General features: G+C 53.5%; 13 protein-coding genes, 11 tRNA genes and 1 rRNA gene. 23 read left to right on the plus strand and 2 right to left on the minus strand.

Features of this window, described 5'->3' with window-relative positions; genetic code table 11:
- Nucleotides 1-127 precede the first annotated feature (127 nt).
- The 12 genes from rrf (at nt 128) to PTZ19_RS23260 (ending at nt 1,315) form a co-directional block, all read left to right on the plus strand.
- Nucleotides 128-244, plus strand: a 5S ribosomal RNA gene (gene rrf, locus PTZ19_RS23205).
- 27 nt (nt 245-271) lie between these two features.
- Nucleotides 272-347: transfer RNA gene (locus PTZ19_RS23210), tRNA-Asn, on the plus strand.
- A gap of 1 nt (nt 348) precedes the next feature.
- Nucleotides 349-424: transfer RNA gene (locus tag PTZ19_RS23215), tRNA-Thr, on the plus strand.
- A gap of 16 nt (nt 425-440) precedes the next feature.
- Nucleotides 441-515 (plus strand) — tRNA-Glu (locus PTZ19_RS23220).
- Nucleotides 516-519: 4 nt separating this feature from the next.
- Nucleotides 520-595 (plus strand) — tRNA-Val (locus tag PTZ19_RS23225).
- A gap of 23 nt (nt 596-618) precedes the next feature.
- A tRNA-Gln gene (locus tag PTZ19_RS23230) sits at nt 619-693 on the plus strand.
- A 6-nt stretch (nt 694-699) separates the two neighbouring features.
- Nucleotides 700-775, plus strand: a tRNA-Lys gene (locus PTZ19_RS23235).
- Nucleotides 776-790: 15 nt separating this feature from the next.
- Nucleotides 791-873 (plus strand) — tRNA-Leu (locus PTZ19_RS23240).
- 82 nt (nt 874-955) lie between these two features.
- Nucleotides 956-1,030, plus strand: a tRNA-Gly gene (locus PTZ19_RS23245).
- A 7-nt stretch (nt 1,031-1,037) separates the two neighbouring features.
- A tRNA-Arg gene (locus PTZ19_RS23250) sits at nt 1,038-1,114 on the plus strand.
- Nucleotides 1,115-1,151: 37 nt separating this feature from the next.
- Nucleotides 1,152-1,228, plus strand: a tRNA-Pro gene (locus PTZ19_RS23255).
- 13 nt (nt 1,229-1,241) lie between these two features.
- A tRNA-Gly gene (locus PTZ19_RS23260) sits at nt 1,242-1,315 on the plus strand.
- A gap of 783 nt (nt 1,316-2,098) precedes the next feature.
- On the opposite strand, the gene PTZ19_RS23265 is transcribed toward PTZ19_RS23260, so the two are convergent.
- The gene (locus PTZ19_RS23265; RefSeq protein ID WP_276358025.1) at nt 2,099-2,623 is read right to left on the minus strand and encodes a hypothetical protein; all 525 of its coding nucleotides are present in this window, start codon (nt 2,621-2,623) and stop codon (nt 2,099-2,101) included.
- Nucleotides 2,624-3,605: 982 nt separating this feature from the next.
- Between PTZ19_RS23265 and ppc the strand changes: the two genes are divergently transcribed.
- From ppc to glmM, 7 genes are all read left to right on the plus strand, one after another.
- A complete protein-coding gene (ppc, locus tag PTZ19_RS23275; protein WP_276358027.1) occupies nt 3,606-6,398 on the plus strand; it encodes a phosphoenolpyruvate carboxylase in 2,793 nt (930 codons plus the stop codon).
- A 94-nt stretch (nt 6,399-6,492) separates the two neighbouring features.
- Nucleotides 6,493-7,419, plus strand: a complete 927-nt coding sequence (locus tag PTZ19_RS23280; RefSeq protein WP_276358028.1) for an EamA family transporter — start codon at nt 6,493-6,495, stop codon at nt 7,417-7,419.
- Entirely contained in the window at nt 7,416-7,988 is a 573-nt protein-coding gene (sigW, locus tag PTZ19_RS23285; RefSeq protein ID WP_422615038.1) for an RNA polymerase sigma factor SigW, read from the plus strand. Before PTZ19_RS23280 ends, sigW begins: the two co-directional genes overlap by 4 nt.
- A gap of 116 nt (nt 7,989-8,104) precedes the next feature.
- On the plus strand, nt 8,105-8,719 hold the full coding sequence (locus PTZ19_RS23290; RefSeq protein ID WP_276358029.1) for a zf-HC2 domain-containing protein: 615 nt from the start codon (nt 8,105-8,107) through the stop codon (nt 8,717-8,719).
- Nucleotides 8,720-8,869: 150 nt separating this feature from the next.
- Nucleotides 8,870-9,718, plus strand: coding sequence for a diadenylate cyclase CdaA (gene cdaA / locus PTZ19_RS23295; RefSeq protein ID WP_276358030.1), 849 nt, complete (start codon nt 8,870-8,872; stop codon nt 9,716-9,718).
- Nucleotides 9,711-11,102, plus strand: coding sequence for a CdaR family protein (locus PTZ19_RS23300; protein ID WP_276358031.1), 1,392 nt, complete (start codon nt 9,711-9,713; stop codon nt 11,100-11,102). The genes cdaA and PTZ19_RS23300 overlap by 8 nt, the downstream gene beginning before the upstream one ends.
- A 42-nt stretch (nt 11,103-11,144) precedes the next feature.
- Nucleotides 11,145-12,485: a phosphoglucosamine mutase gene (gene glmM, locus PTZ19_RS23305; RefSeq protein WP_276358032.1), complete on the plus strand. Its 1,341-nt coding sequence runs from the start codon at nt 11,145-11,147 to the stop codon at nt 12,483-12,485.
- A gap of 91 nt (nt 12,486-12,576) precedes the next feature.
- On the opposite strand, the gene PTZ19_RS23310 is transcribed toward glmM, so the two are convergent.
- Nucleotides 12,577-12,948, minus strand: coding sequence for a hypothetical protein (locus tag PTZ19_RS23310; protein WP_276358033.1), 372 nt, complete (start codon nt 12,946-12,948; stop codon nt 12,577-12,579).
- 539 nt (nt 12,949-13,487) lie between these two features.
- On the opposite strand from PTZ19_RS23310, the gene glmS reads away from it, so the two are divergent.
- From glmS to PTZ19_RS23330, 4 genes are all read left to right on the plus strand, one after another.
- A complete protein-coding gene (glmS, locus tag PTZ19_RS23315) occupies nt 13,488-15,320 on the plus strand; it encodes a glutamine--fructose-6-phosphate transaminase (isomerizing) (protein WP_276358034.1) in 1,833 nt (610 codons plus the stop codon).
- Nucleotides 15,321-15,618: 298 nt separating this feature from the next.
- On the plus strand, nt 15,619-16,458 hold the full coding sequence (locus PTZ19_RS23320) for a TnsA endonuclease N-terminal domain-containing protein (protein ID WP_276358035.1): 840 nt from the start codon (nt 15,619-15,621) through the stop codon (nt 16,456-16,458).
- Nucleotides 16,459-16,476: 18 nt separating this feature from the next.
- The gene (locus PTZ19_RS23325) at nt 16,477-18,660 is read left to right on the plus strand and encodes a Mu transposase C-terminal domain-containing protein (protein ID WP_276358036.1); all 2,184 of its coding nucleotides are present in this window, start codon (nt 16,477-16,479) and stop codon (nt 18,658-18,660) included.
- Complete coding sequence (locus PTZ19_RS23330) at nt 18,644-20,386, plus strand: ATP-binding protein (protein ID WP_276358037.1); 1,743 nt, start codon at nt 18,644-18,646, stop codon at nt 20,384-20,386. Before PTZ19_RS23325 ends, PTZ19_RS23330 begins: the two co-directional genes overlap by 17 nt.
- Nucleotides 20,387-20,401: the final 15 nt, after the last annotated feature.

Genomic DNA, 20,401 nt, shown 5'->3' on the forward strand with positions numbered 1-20,401 from the left:
GATGTTGAACGTTTCGCTATCCGGTTTTCAGGGTGCAAACCTTGAATCAATCGTGTTGCCACGAACGCTTTGCTTCGCAAAGCTGCCTCTTGGCACGCGGTGTGAGACGACTTCGTCGCTCACTTGGTCTGGTGGTAATGGCGGAGGGGTTCCACGCGTACCCATCCCGAACACGACCGTTAAGCCCTCCAGCGCCGATGGTACTTGGACCGAAGGGTCCTGGGAGAGTAGGACGCCGCCAGGCCGGGCAAAAGCCTCGATTAGGCACCGTTCCCTGATAGCTCAGTCGGTAGAGCACTCGACTGTTAATCGAGTTGTCACAGGTTCGAGTCCTGTTCGGGGAGCCATGCTCCCATAGCTCAGTAGGTAGAGTGCATCCATGGTAAGGATGAGGTCACCGGTTCGATCCCGGTTGGGAGCTCCACTTAATTACATAGCGCGGCCCGTTGGTCAAGGGGTTAAGACACCTCCCTTTCACGGAGGTAACAGGGGTTCGAATCCCCTACGGGTCACCATTATGGAGGCTTAGCTCAGCTGGGAGAGCATCTGCCTTACAAGCAGAGGGTCGGGGGTTCGATCCCCTCAGCCTCCACCATTTTCGAATCCGACGCTTGATGATGGGGATTAGCCAAGCGGTAAGGCAACGGACTTTGACTCCGTCACTCCTAGGTTCGAATCCTAGATCCCCAGCCATATCGCGGGTCATTAGCTCAGCTGGCAGAGCACCTGACTCTTAATCAGGGTGTCGTAGGTTCGATCCCTACATGACCCACCATGATCTCAGTCACTTGCGCGTGTGGCGGAATTGGCAGACGCACCAGACTTAGGATCTGGCGGGCAACCGTGGGGGTTCAAGTCCCTCCACGCGCACCAACTTGCATTTCGATTCGATCTTTGTTATATTGTATCTTGCCGCTTCGGAAGAACGGCACAATCGAATAACCCTTTTCATTATGCGGACGTGGCTCAGTGGTAGAGCATCGCCTTGCCAAGGCGAGGGTCGAGGGTTCGAATCCCTTCGTCCGCTCCATAATTTTGCGCCCTTAGCTCAGCTGGATAGAGCGTTTGACTACGAATCAAAAGGCCGGGAGTTCGAATCTCTCAGGGCGCGCCAATTCGTAGCACAAGGTTTTCGAGTCGGCACTTCCTTACGGGACGTAGCTCAGCTTGGTAGAGCACCTGGTTTGGGACCAGGGGGTCGCATGTTCGAATCGTGTCGTCCCGACCATTTCCAACTGTGCGCGGGTGTAGTTCAATGGTAGAACTCCAGCCTTCCAAGCTGGTAGCGTGGGTTCGATTCCCATCACCCGCTCCATACTTATGAATGCCAAAACCCCTTACTCCGTAAGGGGTTTTTTGAACCTATCAGAATCTATAACTTTTCGGGATGCCGCATCCCTTTGTTAGAGCGACCAGACGCCGGCTGCCCCATTCGCGGAGGCGGTAAGGCTAACGGTCACAGCGGACGTTATGGGGGGCGATCTTCGGCAAATCGCATTTTAACGGACACAGTAGCGCTTATTGAGCGAAAAGCCCGCGTATAACCGTAAAGGGTTACGGATAAGGGCCGTGGTGTCCGTTACGTTTAGAAAATGAGGGGTTTTGATCCAATAGCGGCTTCGGTGTCCGTTAGAATCAGAACCCGTGACGGGGAGGACGGGCAACAGCTGATTAAGCCTGCCGTGCAAGCTTAAGCCACGCCAACGCGTGGGGCAACAGCTGATTAAGCCTGCCGCGCAAGCTTAAGCCACGCTCCTCTGGACAAACGGGTCCCAATGGTTATGTTCATTTGCGTACAGGATTGAGGATGTTCGTGGGAAAGTTGCTGTAGAGTGACTTCAGAGGCACGAAACAATAGGACCGTCGTGGACGAATTTCTCCCTGACGGTTTTTCTAATTTTATAACGGCTATTCCGCCCGCAAGCGGTTCTAGGGAAGANTCGTGGGAAAGTTGCTGTAGAGTGACTTCAGAGGCACGAAACAATAGGACCGTCGTGGACGAATTTCTCCCTGACGGTTTTTCTAATTTTATAACGGCTATTCCGCCCGCAAGCGGTTCTAGGGAAGACCGATACGATGAGAGCCGGCTGTCGGGGGATCATCTTGCCTTTTCGCGTTCGAACACGCGAATTTCTAAAGGATCGTCTTGCTCCTTCACCTGATGCTTGATCGAGCCTTCCTGCCATACTTGGTACAGATACAGCAATACGGCGATTCCGACCATGATGAAAAACGTTTGCCAGTGGGTGATATTGACGAATCGGTAATACCCGGCCCGAGCGAACAGCGGGTCCAATCCGAATTGGAACAACCCGTCGATCACCACGTTGGTCAGCATGAAGAGCCAGAACCGGCCAAAGGTGAATTTGAATATCCAAAGCGTTCCGATGAAAAAGAATCCGTACGTGTAGGCGGTGTTGGTAATATACCCCCAGGGCAGGATGATCGCCTTATCCAAAATGGTCCACCAACGGAACGCATGGGCCATTTCGAACACGATGGTGACGAGAAGCGCCGCGAAAATCGAAACCGGCATGAAGCGGCGGATCGATGCCGGGTTTAGAAAGAACAAGGAAATCCAAGGGAGGACTAACAATCCCCACATCAGAGCATGGGCGTACATAGGATCCCTCCAGCGGGCGATTGTTCTCATCTTGCGCCTTCGGAGGGGAATTATGCATGCGATCATAAGCTGGAATCATGAAGGGAAAATAAAAAAAACGCGAACTGTGTGAAAGTCCTGTCCCCGCTCCTTCCCTCCCCATATATTAGGGATGTGATGACACATCACAATCCGTTCTCCGGGGTGGTGAAAATCCATGGGTTTCAGCTGTGCAGGATTTGGAGGCGCTGCAGCGTTCGTTCTCGTGCTTTTCATTCTGCTGGTCATCATTCTGTCTGCAGGATTCTTCGTCTAAGGAAATCCACAAAAATCGCGCAAATTCACCTACGGAACGGCGGTCTTCGAGACCGCTGTCTTTTTTATTTTCGACCGAGGGGAGAAACGGATGAAACATGAATCGCCTCGAACGCGCGAGGGACAAGCGCTCCCATTCGGACTTGGACATCCATACATTTCGCGCAGCGGTGTGCGGAAGTCCTGTCCATCTGAATGTCACGGCCATATGTTAGGGGTGTGATGACGAATCACGCATCCTCCGGCGAAGGCGGTGAAAAGAATGGGTTTCTGTGGGACGACTGGAACCGGTACCGGAACCAGCGCGGCTTTCATCCTCGTGCTCTTCATCCTGCTGGTCATTATCCTTTTCTCTGGCATGGTCGTTTAAGCAGAGGCAGTGGATCCCGATAACCGAATGATCGTACGTAGTTGAACTCATTTCAAGCCGCTTCGGACTGCCGCCTCGGACAACCCCGGGGCGGTAGTTCATTCTTATCCAAAAACGGACAAGCATCTCCCTGTAACCGTCCAACATTCGGAAATTCCGCGTCCCGGCGAGAAACTTATTCAAAACCGATGAAGATTTTCACGCTTATTTGTAGTATCATAGCAAAGAGAGTCATTCGATCCGATTCGAATGATATAGCATACGACTGAACGCAAACGTATTAAGTTCGCCGGCAGTCGCATTATGAGGTGAAGGGAAATGACGGAATTGGCTGCGGCGGGGCGTGCCTCGTCCAACCATTTGCTTCGGCGCGACGTCCGTTTCCTCGGCAACATTCTCGGTGAAGTGCTTGTCCATCAGGGCGGACGGGAACTGTTGGAGCACGTCGAGAAAATCCGGGAAATGAGCAAAGCGCTGCGTACGGAATTTTTGCCCGAATTGTTCGAGGAGTTCGTGCAGACGATCCGCGGCATGGATCCCGTGATCCGGCGCAAGGTCATCCGGGCGTTCGCCATCTATTTTCAGTTGGTCAATATCGCGGAACAGAACCACCGGATCCGGCGCAAGCGGGATTACGAGCGTTCCGCGGGCGAAACCGTGCAGCCGGGATCGATCGAAAGCGTGATCCAGGATTTGCGCGACAAGCAGATTCCGATCGAAGAGATCCGGGATATGCTCGGGGAGATGTCGCTGGAGCTGGTCATGACGGCTCACCCGACGGAAGCGACGCGCCGGGCCGTTCTCGATATCCACAAACGGATTGCCGACGAAGTCATGGAACTGGACAATCCAACGTTGACCTACCGTGAGCGCGAGAAACTGCGCGACAAGCTGCTGAACGAAGTCCTCACCCTGTGGCAGACCGACGAACTGCGCGCGCGCAAGCCGACCGTGCTCGACGAAGTGCGCAACGGGATGTACTACTTCCACGAAACGCTGTTCGACGTGCTTCCGGACGTCTATGACGAGCTGGAGCGCTGCCTGGCCAAATATTATCCCGAAGAAAAGTGGCACGTTCCGACGTATTTGCGCTTCGGTTCCTGGATCGGCGGAGACCGCGACGGCAATCCGTCGGTAACGGCGGCGATTACATGGAAGACGCTGCAGATGCAGCAGAACCTGGCGATCTACAAATACGAGGAAGCGATCCGCGTTTTGAAAGGCTTGATGAGCTTCAGCACCACGATCGTCGAGGTGACGGACGAACTGCTGGCCTCCATCGCCGAGGACCGCGCGAACGTGGAATTGACCTCCGTAGAGCCTTGGACGAACGAGGACGAGCCGTACCGCATCAAGCTGACCTATATGAGGCAGAAGCTGGCCAACATGCGGAACGAAAGCCTGGTCGGCACGGCCAAACGCTACCATCAGCCTTCCGAGCTGATCCGGGACCTGGAACTAATCGATCGCAGCTTGCGGCATCATTTCGCGGACTACGTCGCGGACACGCTGATCAAGAAAATGATCCGCCAAGTGGAGCTGTTCGGCTTCCATCTCGCCCGTCTGGACGTCCGCCAGCACAGCAAAGAGCACGAGAACGCCATGGCGGAAATTTTGGCCAAAGCGGGCGTGACCGCGAATTACGCCGATTTGGCGGAGGATGAAAAGGTCCGACTGCTGCACTCGCTGCTGGGGGACGACCGCAAGCTGGTAGGCGAAGAGACGGAATTGTCCGAGTCCGCTCGGGAAATCTTAGAGGTATTCCATACGATTTATCGCGCATCCAAGGAAATCGGCGAAGGGGCCATCGGCACGTACTTGGTGAGCATGACGGAATCGGCGAGCGACATGCTCGAGGTCATGGTGTTTGCCAAGGAAGCCGGTCTGTTCTACCGCAAGGAGGACGGAACCGTCGCTTCGGTCATCCAGTCGGTGCCGCTGTTCGAGACGATCGACGACCTGCATGCGGCCCCGGACATCATGCGTACCTTGTTCGAATTGCCGATTTATCGGGAATGCCTCAAAAATGCCGGCGACCTGCATGAAATCATGCTCGGCTATTCCGACAGCAACAAGGACGGCGGCATGGTGACCGCTAACTGGGAGCTGCGGCTTGCGCTGAAGGAACTGACCCGCACGGGCAAAGCGCACGGCGTCCGGCTGAAGTTCTTCCACGGCCGCGGAGGCGCGTTGGGCCGCGGAGGCATGCCGCTGAACCGGAGCATCCTGGCGCAGCCGCCCCATACGATCGGCGGAGGCATCAAGATTACCGAGCAAGGCGAAGTGCTGTCCGAGCGCTATTCGATGAAAGGGATCGCTTACCGCAGCTTGGAACAGGCGACGGGCGCGCTGCTCAAAGGCGCGTACCTCGTCCGCCATCCGGCCCAAGAGGCCGAGGCGGAAGCCCAGTGGGAAGCGATCATGCGGGACATTTCCGAGAAGGCGCAAACCAAGTACCAGGACCTCATTTTCCGGGATCCGGACTTCATGAAGTTCTTCAAGGAATCGACGCCGCTGCCGGAGATCGGCGAGCTGAACATCGGCTCCCGTCCGTCTAAGCGGAAGAACAGCGAGCGGTTCGAGGACCTCCGGGCGATTCCGTGGGTGTTCTCGTGGACGCAGAGCCGGTACCTGCTGCCGGCATGGTATGCGGCGGGCACCGCGTTCCAGTCCTACGTTCAAGGCGACGGGAGCCGTCTGGAGACGCTCCGTACGATGTTCCGGGAATACTCGTTCTTCCGTACGCTGATCGACAATCTGCAAATGGCGCTTGCCAAGGCGGATTTGAACATCGCGCGGGAGTACGCCGGCATGATCCAGGACGAGACCGTCCGGACGCGCATTTTCACGCTGATCGAAGAGGAATACAACCGGACCCGCGATTTGATCCTGGCGATTACCGGGCAGGAGGAAATCCTCGACAACGTGCCGGTCATTCAGGAATCGATCCGGCTGCGCAATCCGTACGTCGACCCCCTCAGCTACCTGCAGGTGCAGATGCTGACCGAGCTGCGCAAGCTCCGGGGCCAAGGACAGGACGACGCGGAATTGTTGCGGCAAGTGCTGCTCACCATCAACGGAATTGCGGCAGGCCTTCGGAATACGGGCTGACGGGCCGAGGCTGCGGCAAAAACGTAAATACGATGCCTAAGGCCCGGGCCGTCGCGCTTCGGGCCTTTTGCTTGCCGGGAAAGCGAGCGAAGACATGAATACCTATCGCAACGGAATCGCGGCACTCTTGGTCATGTTGGGCGCGGCGAGTTACGGGCTGATGACTCCCGTCGTGAAAATGGCCGTAGCGGACGGCTGGGGTCCCGGCGCGCTCTCCTTCGCGCAGATCGTATCGGGGACCGCGATGCTGCTGATCGTCTGGCTGATCCGCTTCCGCTTGCGTCCCTCCCTGCGGATGAAGCCGGGAACCTGGATCCGGCTGGCGTTCATCGGGATATGCGGGCTCTCGCTCACGACCGTTTTCTATAACGAAGCTTTGGCGCGGCTCGACGCGTCATTGGCGGTCGTCTTGCTTTTTCAATATACGTGGATTACCATTTTGCTAGAAAGCATACGGGCGAAACGTTGGCCGACCCGGCAAGAGGCGGTTGCCTCCGTCCTGATTTTCGCGGGTACGCTCTTGGCCGCTGGGCTTATCGAACAAGGGATCGGCCGCCTGGATGTCGAGGGATTGCTGTTCGGCCTGCTATCCGCCTTGACCTACAGTTTGTTCTTCTTTCTGTCGGGTTCGCTGCCCTCATCCCAGGAACCGTATACCAAATCGTCCGTCATGGCCCTGTCGTCCTTGGCGTTCATCTCCGTCATGCATGGAGCGGGTACGGGCGGTCCGGCCGGCTCCGGATCCGTGCCGATCGCGGTATGGGGCTTCCTGCTAGGATTGTTGGGTTCGGCGCTGCCGGCGATCTGTTTCAACGCGGGGATTCCCAGGATCGGTCCCGGGCTGGCGGCGCTCCTGGGGGCGCTGGAGTTGCCCATCGCGGTTCTGGCATCGTTCGCGCTGCTGGGGGAGCCGCTAACCTGGGTGCAGGGATTCGGGGTCGTCCTTCTCCTGGCGGGGATCGTGGCGGCACAGAGCCGTATGGGGGAGAAGGCCGGCAACCGGCCGGGAAGCGAGGAATGACGTTGGAGGCTATGGACGCGCGGCTTGCCCGGCTGGCCCGCAAAGGGGACCAGCGGGCTTTCGCGGAACTCGTAAGCATGTATAAGGACAAGCTGTACCACCTTGCGTACAGAATGATCGGCAACCGCCAGGAAGCGGAAGACGTCGTTCAGGATGCGTTTCTTCGGGTATTCAAAAACTTGGACCGTTACGACGAGAACCAGAAATTTTCGACCTGGATCTACCGGATCGCCACGAACTTATGCATCGACCGCCTTCGCAAAAGAAGAAACGTGTACTCGCTGGACTCGGAATCGTCGGAACATGAAGGGCTGGACGGGTACGCGATGCTGCCGAGCGACGAACGTACTCCCGAGAGCGAGCTTTTGCTGTCCGAAACCCAGAAAATCGTGCAAGAGGCCATGGATACGCTGCCGGCCAAATATAAAGGGGTCATGGTACTCCGATATATGCAGGATTTGTCGCTGCAGGAGATTTCCGACGTGCTGGGCATGCCGGTCACCACGGTGAAAACCCGGGTCCACCGGGGGCGGGAATTCCTGCGGAAGAAGCTGGAACGCAAATTATAGCCCGCTTTCGCGCCGGATTTGAAACCGAGGCGGAGTCGGCGCGTATGGTATAGAAGCAGCTCGTATGGCGCCCGGTCCTAGCGGAACGCCTTACCTACAAGAAAGGGATGGCAAAAATGGAATGTAAGGTTGCCGTCGCGTGGATGCAAGAATATTTGGACGGAGATCTGAGCGGCGGGGACGCGGCTCTGCTCCGACAGCATATGAGCGAGTGCCAAGCCTGCCAGGCGCGCTATGACGCCCTTGCGAGGACGGAAGCGCTGGCGCGGGCCTTGCCGTTCGAACCGGCTCCAGCCGGACTCGAAGCCCGCATCCTGGCTTCGCTTCCGAAAGCCGGCCGCCGTCCGGCCGCCTGGACCGGCTGGGTGCGCCGCCATCCGGCGATTTCCGCCGCCGCCTTGTTCCTGGTCGTGATGCTATCCAGCTTCGTCACGATGTGGAACCAGGACCGCCAGCTTTCGGTCGCCGGGCCGGATTTGGACAATGTCGTGATCCAAGGCGACAAAGTCATCGTTCCCGCGGGCAAGGAAGTGTCCGGAGACCTGACCGTCGTGAACGGAAGCGCCGAGGTGCTGGGCGAGGTCAAAGGAGACCTGACGGTCATCGACGGCAACGTCACCCTGGCTTCCACCGCCCATATCGCGGGACACGTGCAGGAGATCGACCGGGCGGTCGATTGGGCTTGGTACAAACTGAGATCTTGGTTCGGCACGCTGGCCTACGGACCGTGACCGACGAACCTCCCTGGGTCTTAGGGAGGTTTTTTTGCGCGCGTGACAGGATTTCGGACCAGGAGTAGAGAAATGTATCTAGATCAATCCTAATCATAATCCGACATATTTCACCAGATGGGATACGCCGCCGGGACGGGAGGTCGCACTTTGGACTATTTTACCGGCTTGACATGGCAACGTTCGATCAAAGATATCGCGGACATCCTGATCGTCAGTTACTTGATCTACCGGTTGATCCTGCTGATCCGGGGGACCCGCGCCGTTCAACTGCTCAAAGGCATTTTCCTGCTCGTCATCACCTGGGCGCTGAGCGCCTGGCTGAATCTGTACACGCTGAAATGGCTCATGAACCAAGTGTTCACGTTCGGGGTCGTCACGGTGCTGATCATTTTCCAGCCGGAGCTGCGCCGCGCGCTCGAGCAGCTGGGACGCGGCAAGCTGTTCAGCCGATCCCCGGCGGAGGACCAGGAAGTCGGCGAGCGGATCAACGAAGTCATTAAGACCGTTAATTATTTGGCCCGCAGAAAAATCGGGGCCTTAATCGTTTTCGAACGCAATACCGGACTGACCGATTACATCGAATCCGGCATCAAGATGTCGTCCACGCTCAGCTCGGAACTGCTCATCAACGTGTTCATTCCGAATACGCCTTTGCATGACGGAGCGGTCATTCTCCGAGGCAGCCAAATCATGGCGGCCGGTTGCTACCTGCCGCTCTCGGAGAATCCGTTCATCAGCAAAGAGCTCGGCACGCGGCATCGCGCCGGGATCGGCATCAGCGAGGTGTCGGACGCGATCAGCCTGATCGTCTCCGAGGAAACGGGGCAAATTTCCCTCGCGATCAATGGACAAGTCGTGCGCGATATCAACGAAGAATCGCTGATCTCGAAGCTGTTCGAGGAGCTGCGTCCGCAATTCCGGAAAACCGCCGACGGCGAGTCCAGATGGACGTGGAAAGCGCTGCGGCGGCGGAAAGAGGGTGAGCCCCGTGGATAAATGGCTCAACCACCCGACCGCGATCAAAATCATGTCGCTCGTCATCGGAATCATCATGTGGGCCGTCGTCCATTTCGATCCCGACTCGACGCCGAACAACGTCGCTTCTTTATTGGAGAACCATAATATCGACGGCGTCAAAATCGAAGCTTACGGCTTGGATGAGAAGAATTACGTGCTCAAGGGGCTGGATCCCCAGACGGTGAAGCTGACCGTTCGCGGCACGCGCACCAATCTGAATGCCGCCCGCAAGGAGGATTACCGGATCCGGGTCGATTTGCGGTCGGTCACCGAAGGCGTCCATACGCTGTCATTGCAGCTGGATTTGCCCCAAGGCATACAGCTCGTCCAGATGACGCCCGGGTCGGTCAAGGTAACGGTCGAATCGCTGCAGACGAAAGAGTTCGAGGTCGACGTCCAGACCAAGGGCGTGCCCGCGCAAGGGTACATTGCCGGGACCCCGATCGTCCGCCCGACCAATCGCGTACACGTCACCTTGCCGGAGAATACACTGGCACAAGTAAGCCGGGTGGGCGCCTCCATTTCGGTCGACGGGGAAACGAGCGCCATCAAGAACAAGGCGGTCAAGCTGGCCGCGTACGATAAGAACGGGAAAGTCATCGAAGGGGCTTACATCGATCCCGCGGTCGTCGAGGTCGAAGTCCCGATCACGTACCCGTTCAAGACCGTGCCGCTGCAGTTCGTGATGAAAGGGCGGATGCCGCCCGGACTCAGCATCGACACGTTCCAACCGGACGCGGAGCAGGTGACCATTTACGGCCCGAAGGAAGCGCTGGACCAGATCGATTTCATCGAAGCGGACATCGAGCTCAAGGATTTGGCCAAATCGGGCAAAATCCCGATTACGCTGGCGATGCCGAATCAGATCACCGAAATGTCGCCGGACAAGATCAACGTGGACGTCAGCGTAGTGCTGTCCGACACCCGCACGCTGGAAGGCTTGCCGATCAATTTCAAAGGTTTGGGCGAGGGCATGTCCGTCAAAATCGTGCAGCCGGCCACCGGCAAAGCCGACATCGTCGTCACGGGTTCTCCGGCTCGGCTCGGCAAGCTGCAGCCGGGCGACGTGACGGTAGACGCCGACCTCAGCGGCAAAGGGCCGGGCACTTACGACGTCAATCTGATCGTGAATTCCCCCCGTTTCATCGAGCAGTCGGGCGGGGTCAGCACGGCGACCGTCGAAATCGCGGCGGACGTTCCGGCCACCGTGAGCCCGGAAGAGAACGCGAGCGGCGGCGAAACGTCCGGCGGTTCCGGCGGGAGCGCGGGGAACGATGCCGGAGCCGGGGCTGGCGGAAGCGGGAGCGGGAGTGGAAGTACCGGCGACGGCGGCAGCGGCAACGGAAGCGGCAGTAAGCCGTAAAGTACAGCAAGGAATTACAGAATGAAGGGGTTTGGCGGAGAAATGGGAAAATATTTCGGAACGGACGGGGTTCGCGGCGTGGCGAATCTGGAGTTGACTCCGGAACTTGCTTATAAAATCGGACGCTGCGGGGGCGTCGTGTTGGCCGGCGGGACGCATCGGCCGAAGGTCGTGATCGGCCTCGACACGCGGATCTCCGGGGCGATGCTGGAAAGCGCGCTGACGGCCGGCCTGCTGTCGATCGGCGCGGACGTCGTGCGCCTGGGAGTCGTGACGACGCCGGCGGTAGCTTATTTGACGCGCAAGCTGGGGGCTGACGCGGGCGTCATGATTTCCGCGTCCCATAACCCGGTTCAGGATAACGGGATCAAGTTTTTCGGCGGCGACGGGTTCAAGCTGCTGGACGAGACGGAAGCCGAAATCGAGCGCCTGATGGACGCCGAAGCGGATACGCTGCCGCGTCCGACCGGAAGCGGCATCGGCACGGTCACGACGGATACGTCCGCCAAGCGGCTGTATCTCGACTTCCTTCAGACGACGGTGAAGCATCGGTTCGAAGGCCTGAAAATCGTCCTGGATTGCGCCCACGGGGCGGCCTACGAGCTCGCGCCCGAGGTGTTCCGCGCGCTCGGGGCCGAGGTGATCGCCTATGGCGCGGAACCGAACGGACTGAACATCAACGACGGCGTCGGATCGACGCATCCGGAGTTGCTGGCGGCCAAAGTCCGGGAGCACGGAGCCCATTTGGGTCTTGCGTTCGACGGGGATGCCGACCGGTTGATCGCGATCGACGAGAACGGCGAGGAGACGGACGGCGATTACGTGCTCTGCATTTGCGGAGATGCCATGAAGCGGGCCGGCACGCTGAAGCGGGACACGGTGGTCACGACGGTGATGGCGAACATCGGCTTTTTCCAGGCGGCGAAATCTCTGGGGCTGGAGACCGTGCAGACGGCCGTCGGCGACCGGTACGTAATGGAAGAAATGGTCCGCGGGGGGTACAACCTCGGCGGGGAGCAGTCGGGGCACGTCATTTTCCTCGATCATAATACGACGGGAGACGGCATCCTGACGGGGTTGCAGCTGGTCGATACGGTGGTGGGCTCAGGAAAAACCCTCGGCGAGCTGAAACAATTAATGAGAAAATATCCGCAAACGCTGGTGAACGTCAGGGTCGCGGACAAGTCCAAGTATCCGGGGAACCCGGCGATCCAGGCGGCGATAGAGACTGCCCAAGCGGCGCTGGGCGACAACGGACGGATCCTGGTGCGGCCTTCCGGCACGGAAGCGCTGATCCGCGTCATGGCGGAAGGGCCGGAGCTTGGGGAAATCGAACGCCATGCGGCCGCGATCGCGGAGGTCATTCGCAAGGAACTGGCATAATTCCATCATAACGATTCGAACATGGAGAAAGACGTCTTCGTGGAGCGGATTTAAGGTCCGCATCCGGGAGACGTCTTTTTATAGGGGCGTATTAAAGAGCTCCCGCCTGCTGGACGATGCGCTGCGCTTTCTCGTAGTCCTGTTCGCCGACAATGGCGGTCAGAAGGATGTCCCGTCCCGTGATGCGGTTGTCCGTTCCGCCCGAGCCGTACCCGCTTGCGCTGACGCTGGCCGCGCTCAGGATGCCCGCGCTTTTGTTCTCGAATTCGCCCGCCAGCGTGATTTCGCCCAGACTGTCGAAGTTTCCGGTCGTCGGATTCATGATGACCTCAACGCCGTCTCCCGGCATGCCGTCGAACCGTTCGATGCGGGAATCGATCAAGTGGAGTTGCTTCAGCTTCTCCAGCGCTTCCTGCGCTTGTTCGGGCGTGTTGAAGTAGGCAAGGATGGATCTCTCCTTCATCGTCGGGACCTCCGGATACATGAAGTTTCTAATTAAAGTGGACGGTTTCCGTCGGATCTATGCGTTTGGCGAGGTGTCGCGGGGAGATCGAATGTGTCATTTCCTGGGTAATGATGCGGGACGGTGAAGAATGGTTGCTTTTCGTAGGCAGAACGAATATGATGAAGGGTAGATTTCAGAAGGAAAGGCAGGGTTGGGAACGATTCGGCAAGTTAAGCGCCAGAACTTGGACGGTCAGGACACGGGGAAGCAAGGATGACCGGCAAGTTGACGAGGTGGAGGTGTTCGGATTGTTCGGCGGGGACCTCCCGGCTTGGCATCGAAGTCGACAGATCGGAAGACAAAACGCAGCGGGCGACCGGGCGGCCAATATTCCGATACGATGCGGGGATTGCGATTAGGATGGATTCATGGGAAAGTCCGGCGGGCCGGGATTGGGCCGGGCGGACACCTCCCGTATTCGAATATGGGTTGTGACTGCTTATGGCCGGTCTCGGTAGCTTGGACGAAGAGAAACCGAGACGGAGGTCTGTTTGAATATGTGCGGAATCGTAGGATACATCGGCAACCGCGAATCGCAGCCGATTTTGTTGGAAGGCTTGAAGAAATTGGAGTACCGCGGGTACGACTCGGCGGGCATCGCCGTTTTTACGGAGCGCGGGCTGGAAATCACGAAATCGGTCGGCCGGCTGGCTAACCTGGAAGGGCGCCTCTCGGGCGATCCGCTGCGCGGCACGGTCGGCATCGGGCATACCCGCTGGGCGACGCACGGGAAGCCTTCCGACGTGAACTCCCACCCCCACGTGGACAATACGCTGAAGTTTTCCGTCGTCCACAACGGGATCATCGAGAATTATCTGGAACTGAAAGAAGAGCTGATGCACCAAGGGCACCGTTTCCTTTCGGAGACGGATACGGAAGTAATTTCGCACCTCATCGCCGTGGAGTACGAAGGCGATATCGTCAAAGCGGTGCAACGGGCCGTTTCCAAAATGCGCGGGGCGTTCGCGCTCGGCGTGTTGACCGAGTACGAGCCGGATAAGCTCGTGGCAGTACGGTACGCGAGCCCTCTGATCATCGGGGTCGGAAACGGCGAGAAGTACATCGCCTCCGACATTCCGGCGATCCTGGAGCATACGCGCGACATCTATATCCTGAACGACGGCGAAATGGCCGTGCTCACCCGCGAAGGCGTCGAACTGATGACGATCGAAGGGAACCCGATCTCCAAGGAACTGTTCCATGTCGATTGGGACCTGATGACCGCGGAAAAGGGCGGCTTCGACCATTTCATGCTCAAGGAAATCCACGAGCAGCCGAAAGCGTATCGGGATACGATGCGCGGGCGAATGAGCGAAGACGGACGTCGCGTGGAACTGCCTGAGCTGAAGATGACGCCGGAAATGCTGCGCGGCTTCAAGCGGGTGCATATCGTGGCCTGCGGCACGGCGTTGCATGCCGGCATGGTCGGCAAAGCCGTCATCGAGCAGCTGGCCCGGGTGCCGGTCGAGACGGACGTGGCGTCGGAATACCGCTACCGTTCCCCGATCATCACGCCGGATACGCTCGTTATCGTCGTGAGCCAATCCGGAGAGACGGCGGATACGCTGGCGGCCCTGCGCGAAGCGCAGCGGTGCGGCGCCCGCGTGCTGGCGATCACCAACGTCGTCGGCAGCTCGGTCGCCCGCGAGGCGGACGACGTCATCATCACGCTGGCGGGACCCGAAATCGCCGTCGCTTCGACGAAGGCTTACACGTCGCAGCTGATCGCTTTCTATCTGTTCGGCCTGTACTGGGCGCAAGTGAACGGCACCAAGACCGACGCGGAAATCGCGCATATCCTGGCCGCCATGCAGGCGCTGCCGGAGCAGGTCGAGAAGATCCTCGCGCAAGCGGAAGTGATCAAAGGCATCGCCGAGTCGATCTCCCGCCACAGCAGCTTGTTCTTCATCGGCCGAGGCATCGACTACGCCGTAACGCTGGAAGGATCGCTGAAGCTCAAGGAAATCTCGTACATCCACTCCGAGGCATACGCCGCGGGCGAGCTCAAGCACGGCACGCTCGCGCTGATCGAAGAAGGCGTGCCGGTCATCGCGCTGCTGACGCAGGAAGACCTGTACGAGAAAATGCTTAGCAACATTAAAGAAACGAAAGCGCGCGGCGCTCACGTGCTGGGCATCATTAACGAAGGGGCCGAAGCCGAGTCCGCCAAGTCGGTGGACCGCCAGTTCGCGATCCCGCGCACGCTGCCGATCCTGACGCCGGCGCTGTCCGTCGTTCCGCTGCAGCTGCTGTCGTACTACGCTTCGCTCGCGCTGGGCCACGACGTGGATAAGCCGCGGAATTTGGCGAAGAGCGTGACGGTGGAGTAAGGGAAGAAGCCTCGGATGATCCCTATGTCTGGTGACATTAAAGTTAGTGCCTAGACATTATAGTTGGTACCTTTACAACAAAGTTAGTGCCTTTACAATAGAGTTGGTATCTGAATGTTTATTTAACAGCCGTTCTTGGTTAAAATGGAATTAAGACCATCTAGTATTACAGCAAAACAATTTAAATCTAATGGCTTCGCCCTTTGTTTTAGGGGGCGAAGCCATTAGTCGTTTTTAGGGGTTATAACGGACAGCTCGCTATAGGCCGTTTTATGGAAACCAAAATGGAGGTGTTATTTTGTCTAAACGAGGCACAAGAAAAGAAAAGCTGCAAACCAACTACATTAAAAAAGGCAGGGGTCAGGGAGTTGGAGAAAATTATCAACCCTTTATTCAGGCACATGACAATAAAATTGCCTCAGAAGGATGGCTGGCACGACATAAAGGGTGGAAAACTAAAAGGATTCACCACACCTTGTCTGAGCATGAAAGAAAGTACTTATATTACTGTGAATGGCTTGATGGAGTGACTGATATACGCGAACAATGGCCGCTGTTACCCTTAGAAAGAACAATGGAGATTGCTGAAGAACTTGGTATTAAACATCCACATCAATACGGAAAACCTGTAGTAATGACAACGGATTTCAGGCTCACCTTGGAAACAAAAGACGGCAGTCGAGATGTTATACGAACCATAAAACCACGCGAAAAATTAACTGACCGTACTTTAGAACTTTTTGAAATCGAAAGGGTTTACTTTGCAGAGCAGGGGATTGATTGGTGCATTATTACGGAAGACAAAATCCCCGTCAACCTAGTGAAGAACGTAGAATGGATGGCAAAAGCTAAATATTTTGATACACGACCTGGTGTTAATGAGGAACTCGTTGGGTTACTATCCGATGAGTTATTTGGGATATTTGTGAAAGATGCTGGGCAAACGCCGCTTATTAATCTATGTTTGCGGACAGATCATGAATGCCACTTAGAAAAAGGGACATGTATGTTTATACTCCAGTACATGTTAGCAAACAAATTTTGGGGAACGGAGATGAATAAACAAATCATTCGAGAAAGGGAGCCATTAATTATTTATCAGAATAAATCGACACAAAAATTGATTCACTTAGCTTAAAAGGAGGTGTCTTTGAACATGCTGATTGTAGTAAATTCTATCATTGAGCGTTTGAATGAAGATCTTGAGGTTGTAGAGATGTTACGTATCTTGTGGATTGATGATGAACGAAAACATGTTGTAGTGATTAATATCGATGATCACCGTAACATGTTATACCCTTACTTTATAAGGTACGAAGAAATTATGAGGGAGATTCAAGAGAAAAAGAGTAGATTAACTGAACTAGAGACCGACATGCGGCTCTTGTCTCCTGATGAAAAATATTTAGAAAAATACAAAGACAACCGGGAACGTCGTTGGAATCTTATCAAGGATATCGTATTAAGAGAGCCAGAAATATATGTATCAGAAAGTAGAGGAAAGTTAATCCATGAGGTACATCTGTCTTCAGGAAAATCAAAGAAGGTAATCAGGGATTATTTAAAAAAGTATTGGTTTTATGGCAAGTCCAAGAACGGTTTGCTCGATAATTATTTTGACTGTGGTGTGCCCGGGAAACAGAGAGTTTATAAGCAGAAGCCAGGTCCCGTATCAACAAACAGAACTATGGTAACGGAAGCGGACATAGAAATCTTTAAATCAGCAATCAAAGTCTTTCACATCCGGAAGGGAATGAATATTACTACAACACATGAGAGGATGTGTGAAACTTTTTATAAACGCGGTTTTTATCGGAAATATGGTGTTAAGGTTCCGATTGTTGATCCGGATAAAAGTCCAAGTCTGCGACAATTTCGTTACTGGTATAAAACCAACTCCTCGCCTTTTTCACGGTATTCGAATAAACGTGGCAAACGGCGTGCAAATATGGATGTACGAGCAATGATGGGAAATGCCTCGGAAAAAGCTATATGTGTTGGGGCAGTATTTGAAGTAGATGCAACTAGAGCAGATATAATTCTAGTTTCATTTGACCGCAAGACGATACTGGGCAAGCCAACAGTATATGTAGTCATTGATGTGTTTAGCAGATTAGTTGTCGGTTATCATGTGAGTTTAGCTCCCGAGTCATGGTTCGAAGCTATGGTAGCTGTTGAACATGCTGCTACAAACAAGGTTGAAAATTGTGCGCGATACGGTATTCCAATTCACGAGGAAGACTGGCCCTGTCAGTATTTACCCCAAAACTTAGTTGGTGACCGTGGAGAGCTGAAATCACAACTTTCAGAGAGATTTGTCAACCTTAATGTGGATGTGTTAAACGCCCCTTCCTATCGTGGAGATCTAAAGCCATTTGTTGAATCAAACTTTCATATAACTAATGAAACGATAAGGCAATTACTTTCCGGTTCAACAGAGGCTAAGCAACTGGTTAGAGGGGATTATAATCCTGCTCGTGATTCAGCCTGGACTATTGAAGAGTTTAATCGTTTTTTGATTGTATATTTCTTGACATACAACAAAAGTGCCTTGAGCAAAGATTACATTCCAACAAAAGAAATGTTTACTGATCAAGTTGAACTTACCCCTTTAAAAGTATGGAATTGGGATAAGGGAGTAAGATTGCTTCATGAAAAATCAAGAAAAGAACTGCGGTATAATTTATTGCCGCGCGAAGAGGCCAAGGTAACTCGCTTTGGGATTGAGTTTCGAGGACTCACTTACACTTGTGATGTTGGGATAAGAGAAGGTTGGTTTGAGGGAAACGGGAACGGAATTGATGGTAGAACAAAAATAGAGATCTCATATGATCCAAGAAATTGCAGCAGCATTTTTTTGAAGCATAAGAACGATTTGCTTTCATGTTTACTTACAGGAAGATCCAAAGAGTTCGATGGCTTGCATTTTGATGAAGTTGCAAAAATCATGGAGTATCGAGACTCCCAAATCAAAGAACAAGAGAAACTAGAGAAACAGCCTCGGGCTGAGTTGCACGCTTTTACCAAAGTGCTTGATGAAACGGCAAAGGAGAAGACGAAAGCAGCTACGAAAGACAGAAGTTTTTATTCTAGAAATCAGAACAAACGTGAAGTTAGAAGTGCGGATAGTAAAACTTGGGGGGCTATGGGCGCGATGACTAATATTTCACAAGCAACTGATAGGTCAAATAATGTTACAAAGCCCTCTGCAGAAAATGTAGTTGTATTTCTTACTACAAATGAAAAGGACGAGATTACTTATGTGAATAATAGTGATATTCAATCGCTCTTTTCAAGAAAAAGTTTAGAAAGAAGGAGAAGAAATGAGTCCGATGATTAGCGATGGAAATGTTGGTTTAAAAGGAACGCATATCTTTGCCAAATATACTGAGCAAATCAATCCCAAAAATCAAGGGAACCCTTTTATTGAAGCATTGCCTAACCGGGTTGATATAAGTACTTTCATTGATGCACTTTATTCTGCACCCCCTATGGATTCAAAGTACAACAATTTATGCATTGAAGACCGTCTTGAATTGGTTCAACAAATACGGCCAGATTTTTGGTTGCCTCTACCTTCACACTATGATAAGTATCGAAATTTATATACGATGATCAAAATGGGTTATCAATCAAGAAATCCGATGCACGCAATGTATAATCGTCAGTTTGCAGTAGGTTGGGATGAGATATTTAAATCAGGTATTGATGAAAACGGCGCAAACTTAGCTGGGAATGTTCAGACAGCCCAGAGTCTAGTCGAAATCGCCATCAATGGTTATGGAAAAACGCAAATATATGAACGAATGTTAACCAAATTGTTTCCACAAGTCATTCATCATAGTGAGTATCAAGGGAGAGCGCTAACGCAGACTCAACTGGTATGGTTAAAAGTAGAATGTCCATATAATAAATCGGTCGGTACATTTTGCAAAAGCTTTTATGCTGAGGTAGATAAATTATTGGGAACGAACTTCTATGAAAGATATGCTGAAAAGCCTGGAACAATCGATAAACTGGTAATTAGACTGATTAAGACCGTGGCCCAAGTTAATCTAGGTGTACTTGTGATTGATGAGATACAAAAAATTCAGAAGGCTTACTCTGGTGGAGAAGAGGACATGATCGATTTTATCACTCAACTTGTAAATACACTTGGAGTACCGGTTATTTTAATCGGATCATATAAAGCACTATACCTGTTCAAAGATTCGCTGGCTAATACCAGGAAGTGTTTGCCAAATGGCTATGCAGAAAATATATCAGGCTATATGCTTGAGGATAGTTGGGAATGGAACCATTTCATCGAAAATCTTTGGGATCTTCAATATACAAAAACATATACCGAAGTCACGCCTGAGATAAAAAAAGCAATGCATTTTTATTCCATGGGGATTCCAGATATTGCGGTCAAGCTATTTATCCACATTCAATCCCTGACGATTGTAAATGGTGGAGATGAGCGTATACGCGTGTCTTATATTCGTGAGGTGGCAGAAAGAAGTCTGAACTTAGTTCAGCCTATATTTAATAGAATACGCTCGGGCGATCCAACCGCGTACAAAGAATTGGATGATATTAAGCCGGATTGGGTTCCATTAAACGGCTATATAAAAGAGGCGTCTCATAGGATTACTGTACACGGAAGCTTAGCAGAAGAACATGCGCGAGTTCTTCAGGAAAAAAGAAAAGAAGAGATCTTGGCTAAACTAACGGAATTTGCACTGCAGCTTGTTCAATCTTCAACTGATGCAGAAGTTCTAGCGAATAAGGTTTATGATGCTAGTTCTGGAATGGGCGATATTACCTTAATGTTTGGTCAGATTGCACGGCTTGTTGTAGATAACGCTGATTATACTCAGGTAGTGACTAAAAGCAATATTATAAAATCAACAGAAGAGCTTCCGAAAAAGAAAGTAGTGAGAAAGGTAAAACCTGAATTGAAGCACGATGATATTCGATATGTTGTTCAAGTTGGGCACAGAAAAGGGTTAACTACGGAAGAAGCACTTGAGGAAAAGGGGTATATAAGAGGCGTAGATGAGTTGCTAGATATCATATCTTAAATTCGAAAAGACAAT

The sequence above is a fragment of the Cohnella caldifontis genome (assembly GCF_029360585.1).
Lineage (GTDB): Bacteria > Bacillota > Bacilli > Paenibacillales > Paenibacillaceae > Cohnella > Cohnella caldifontis.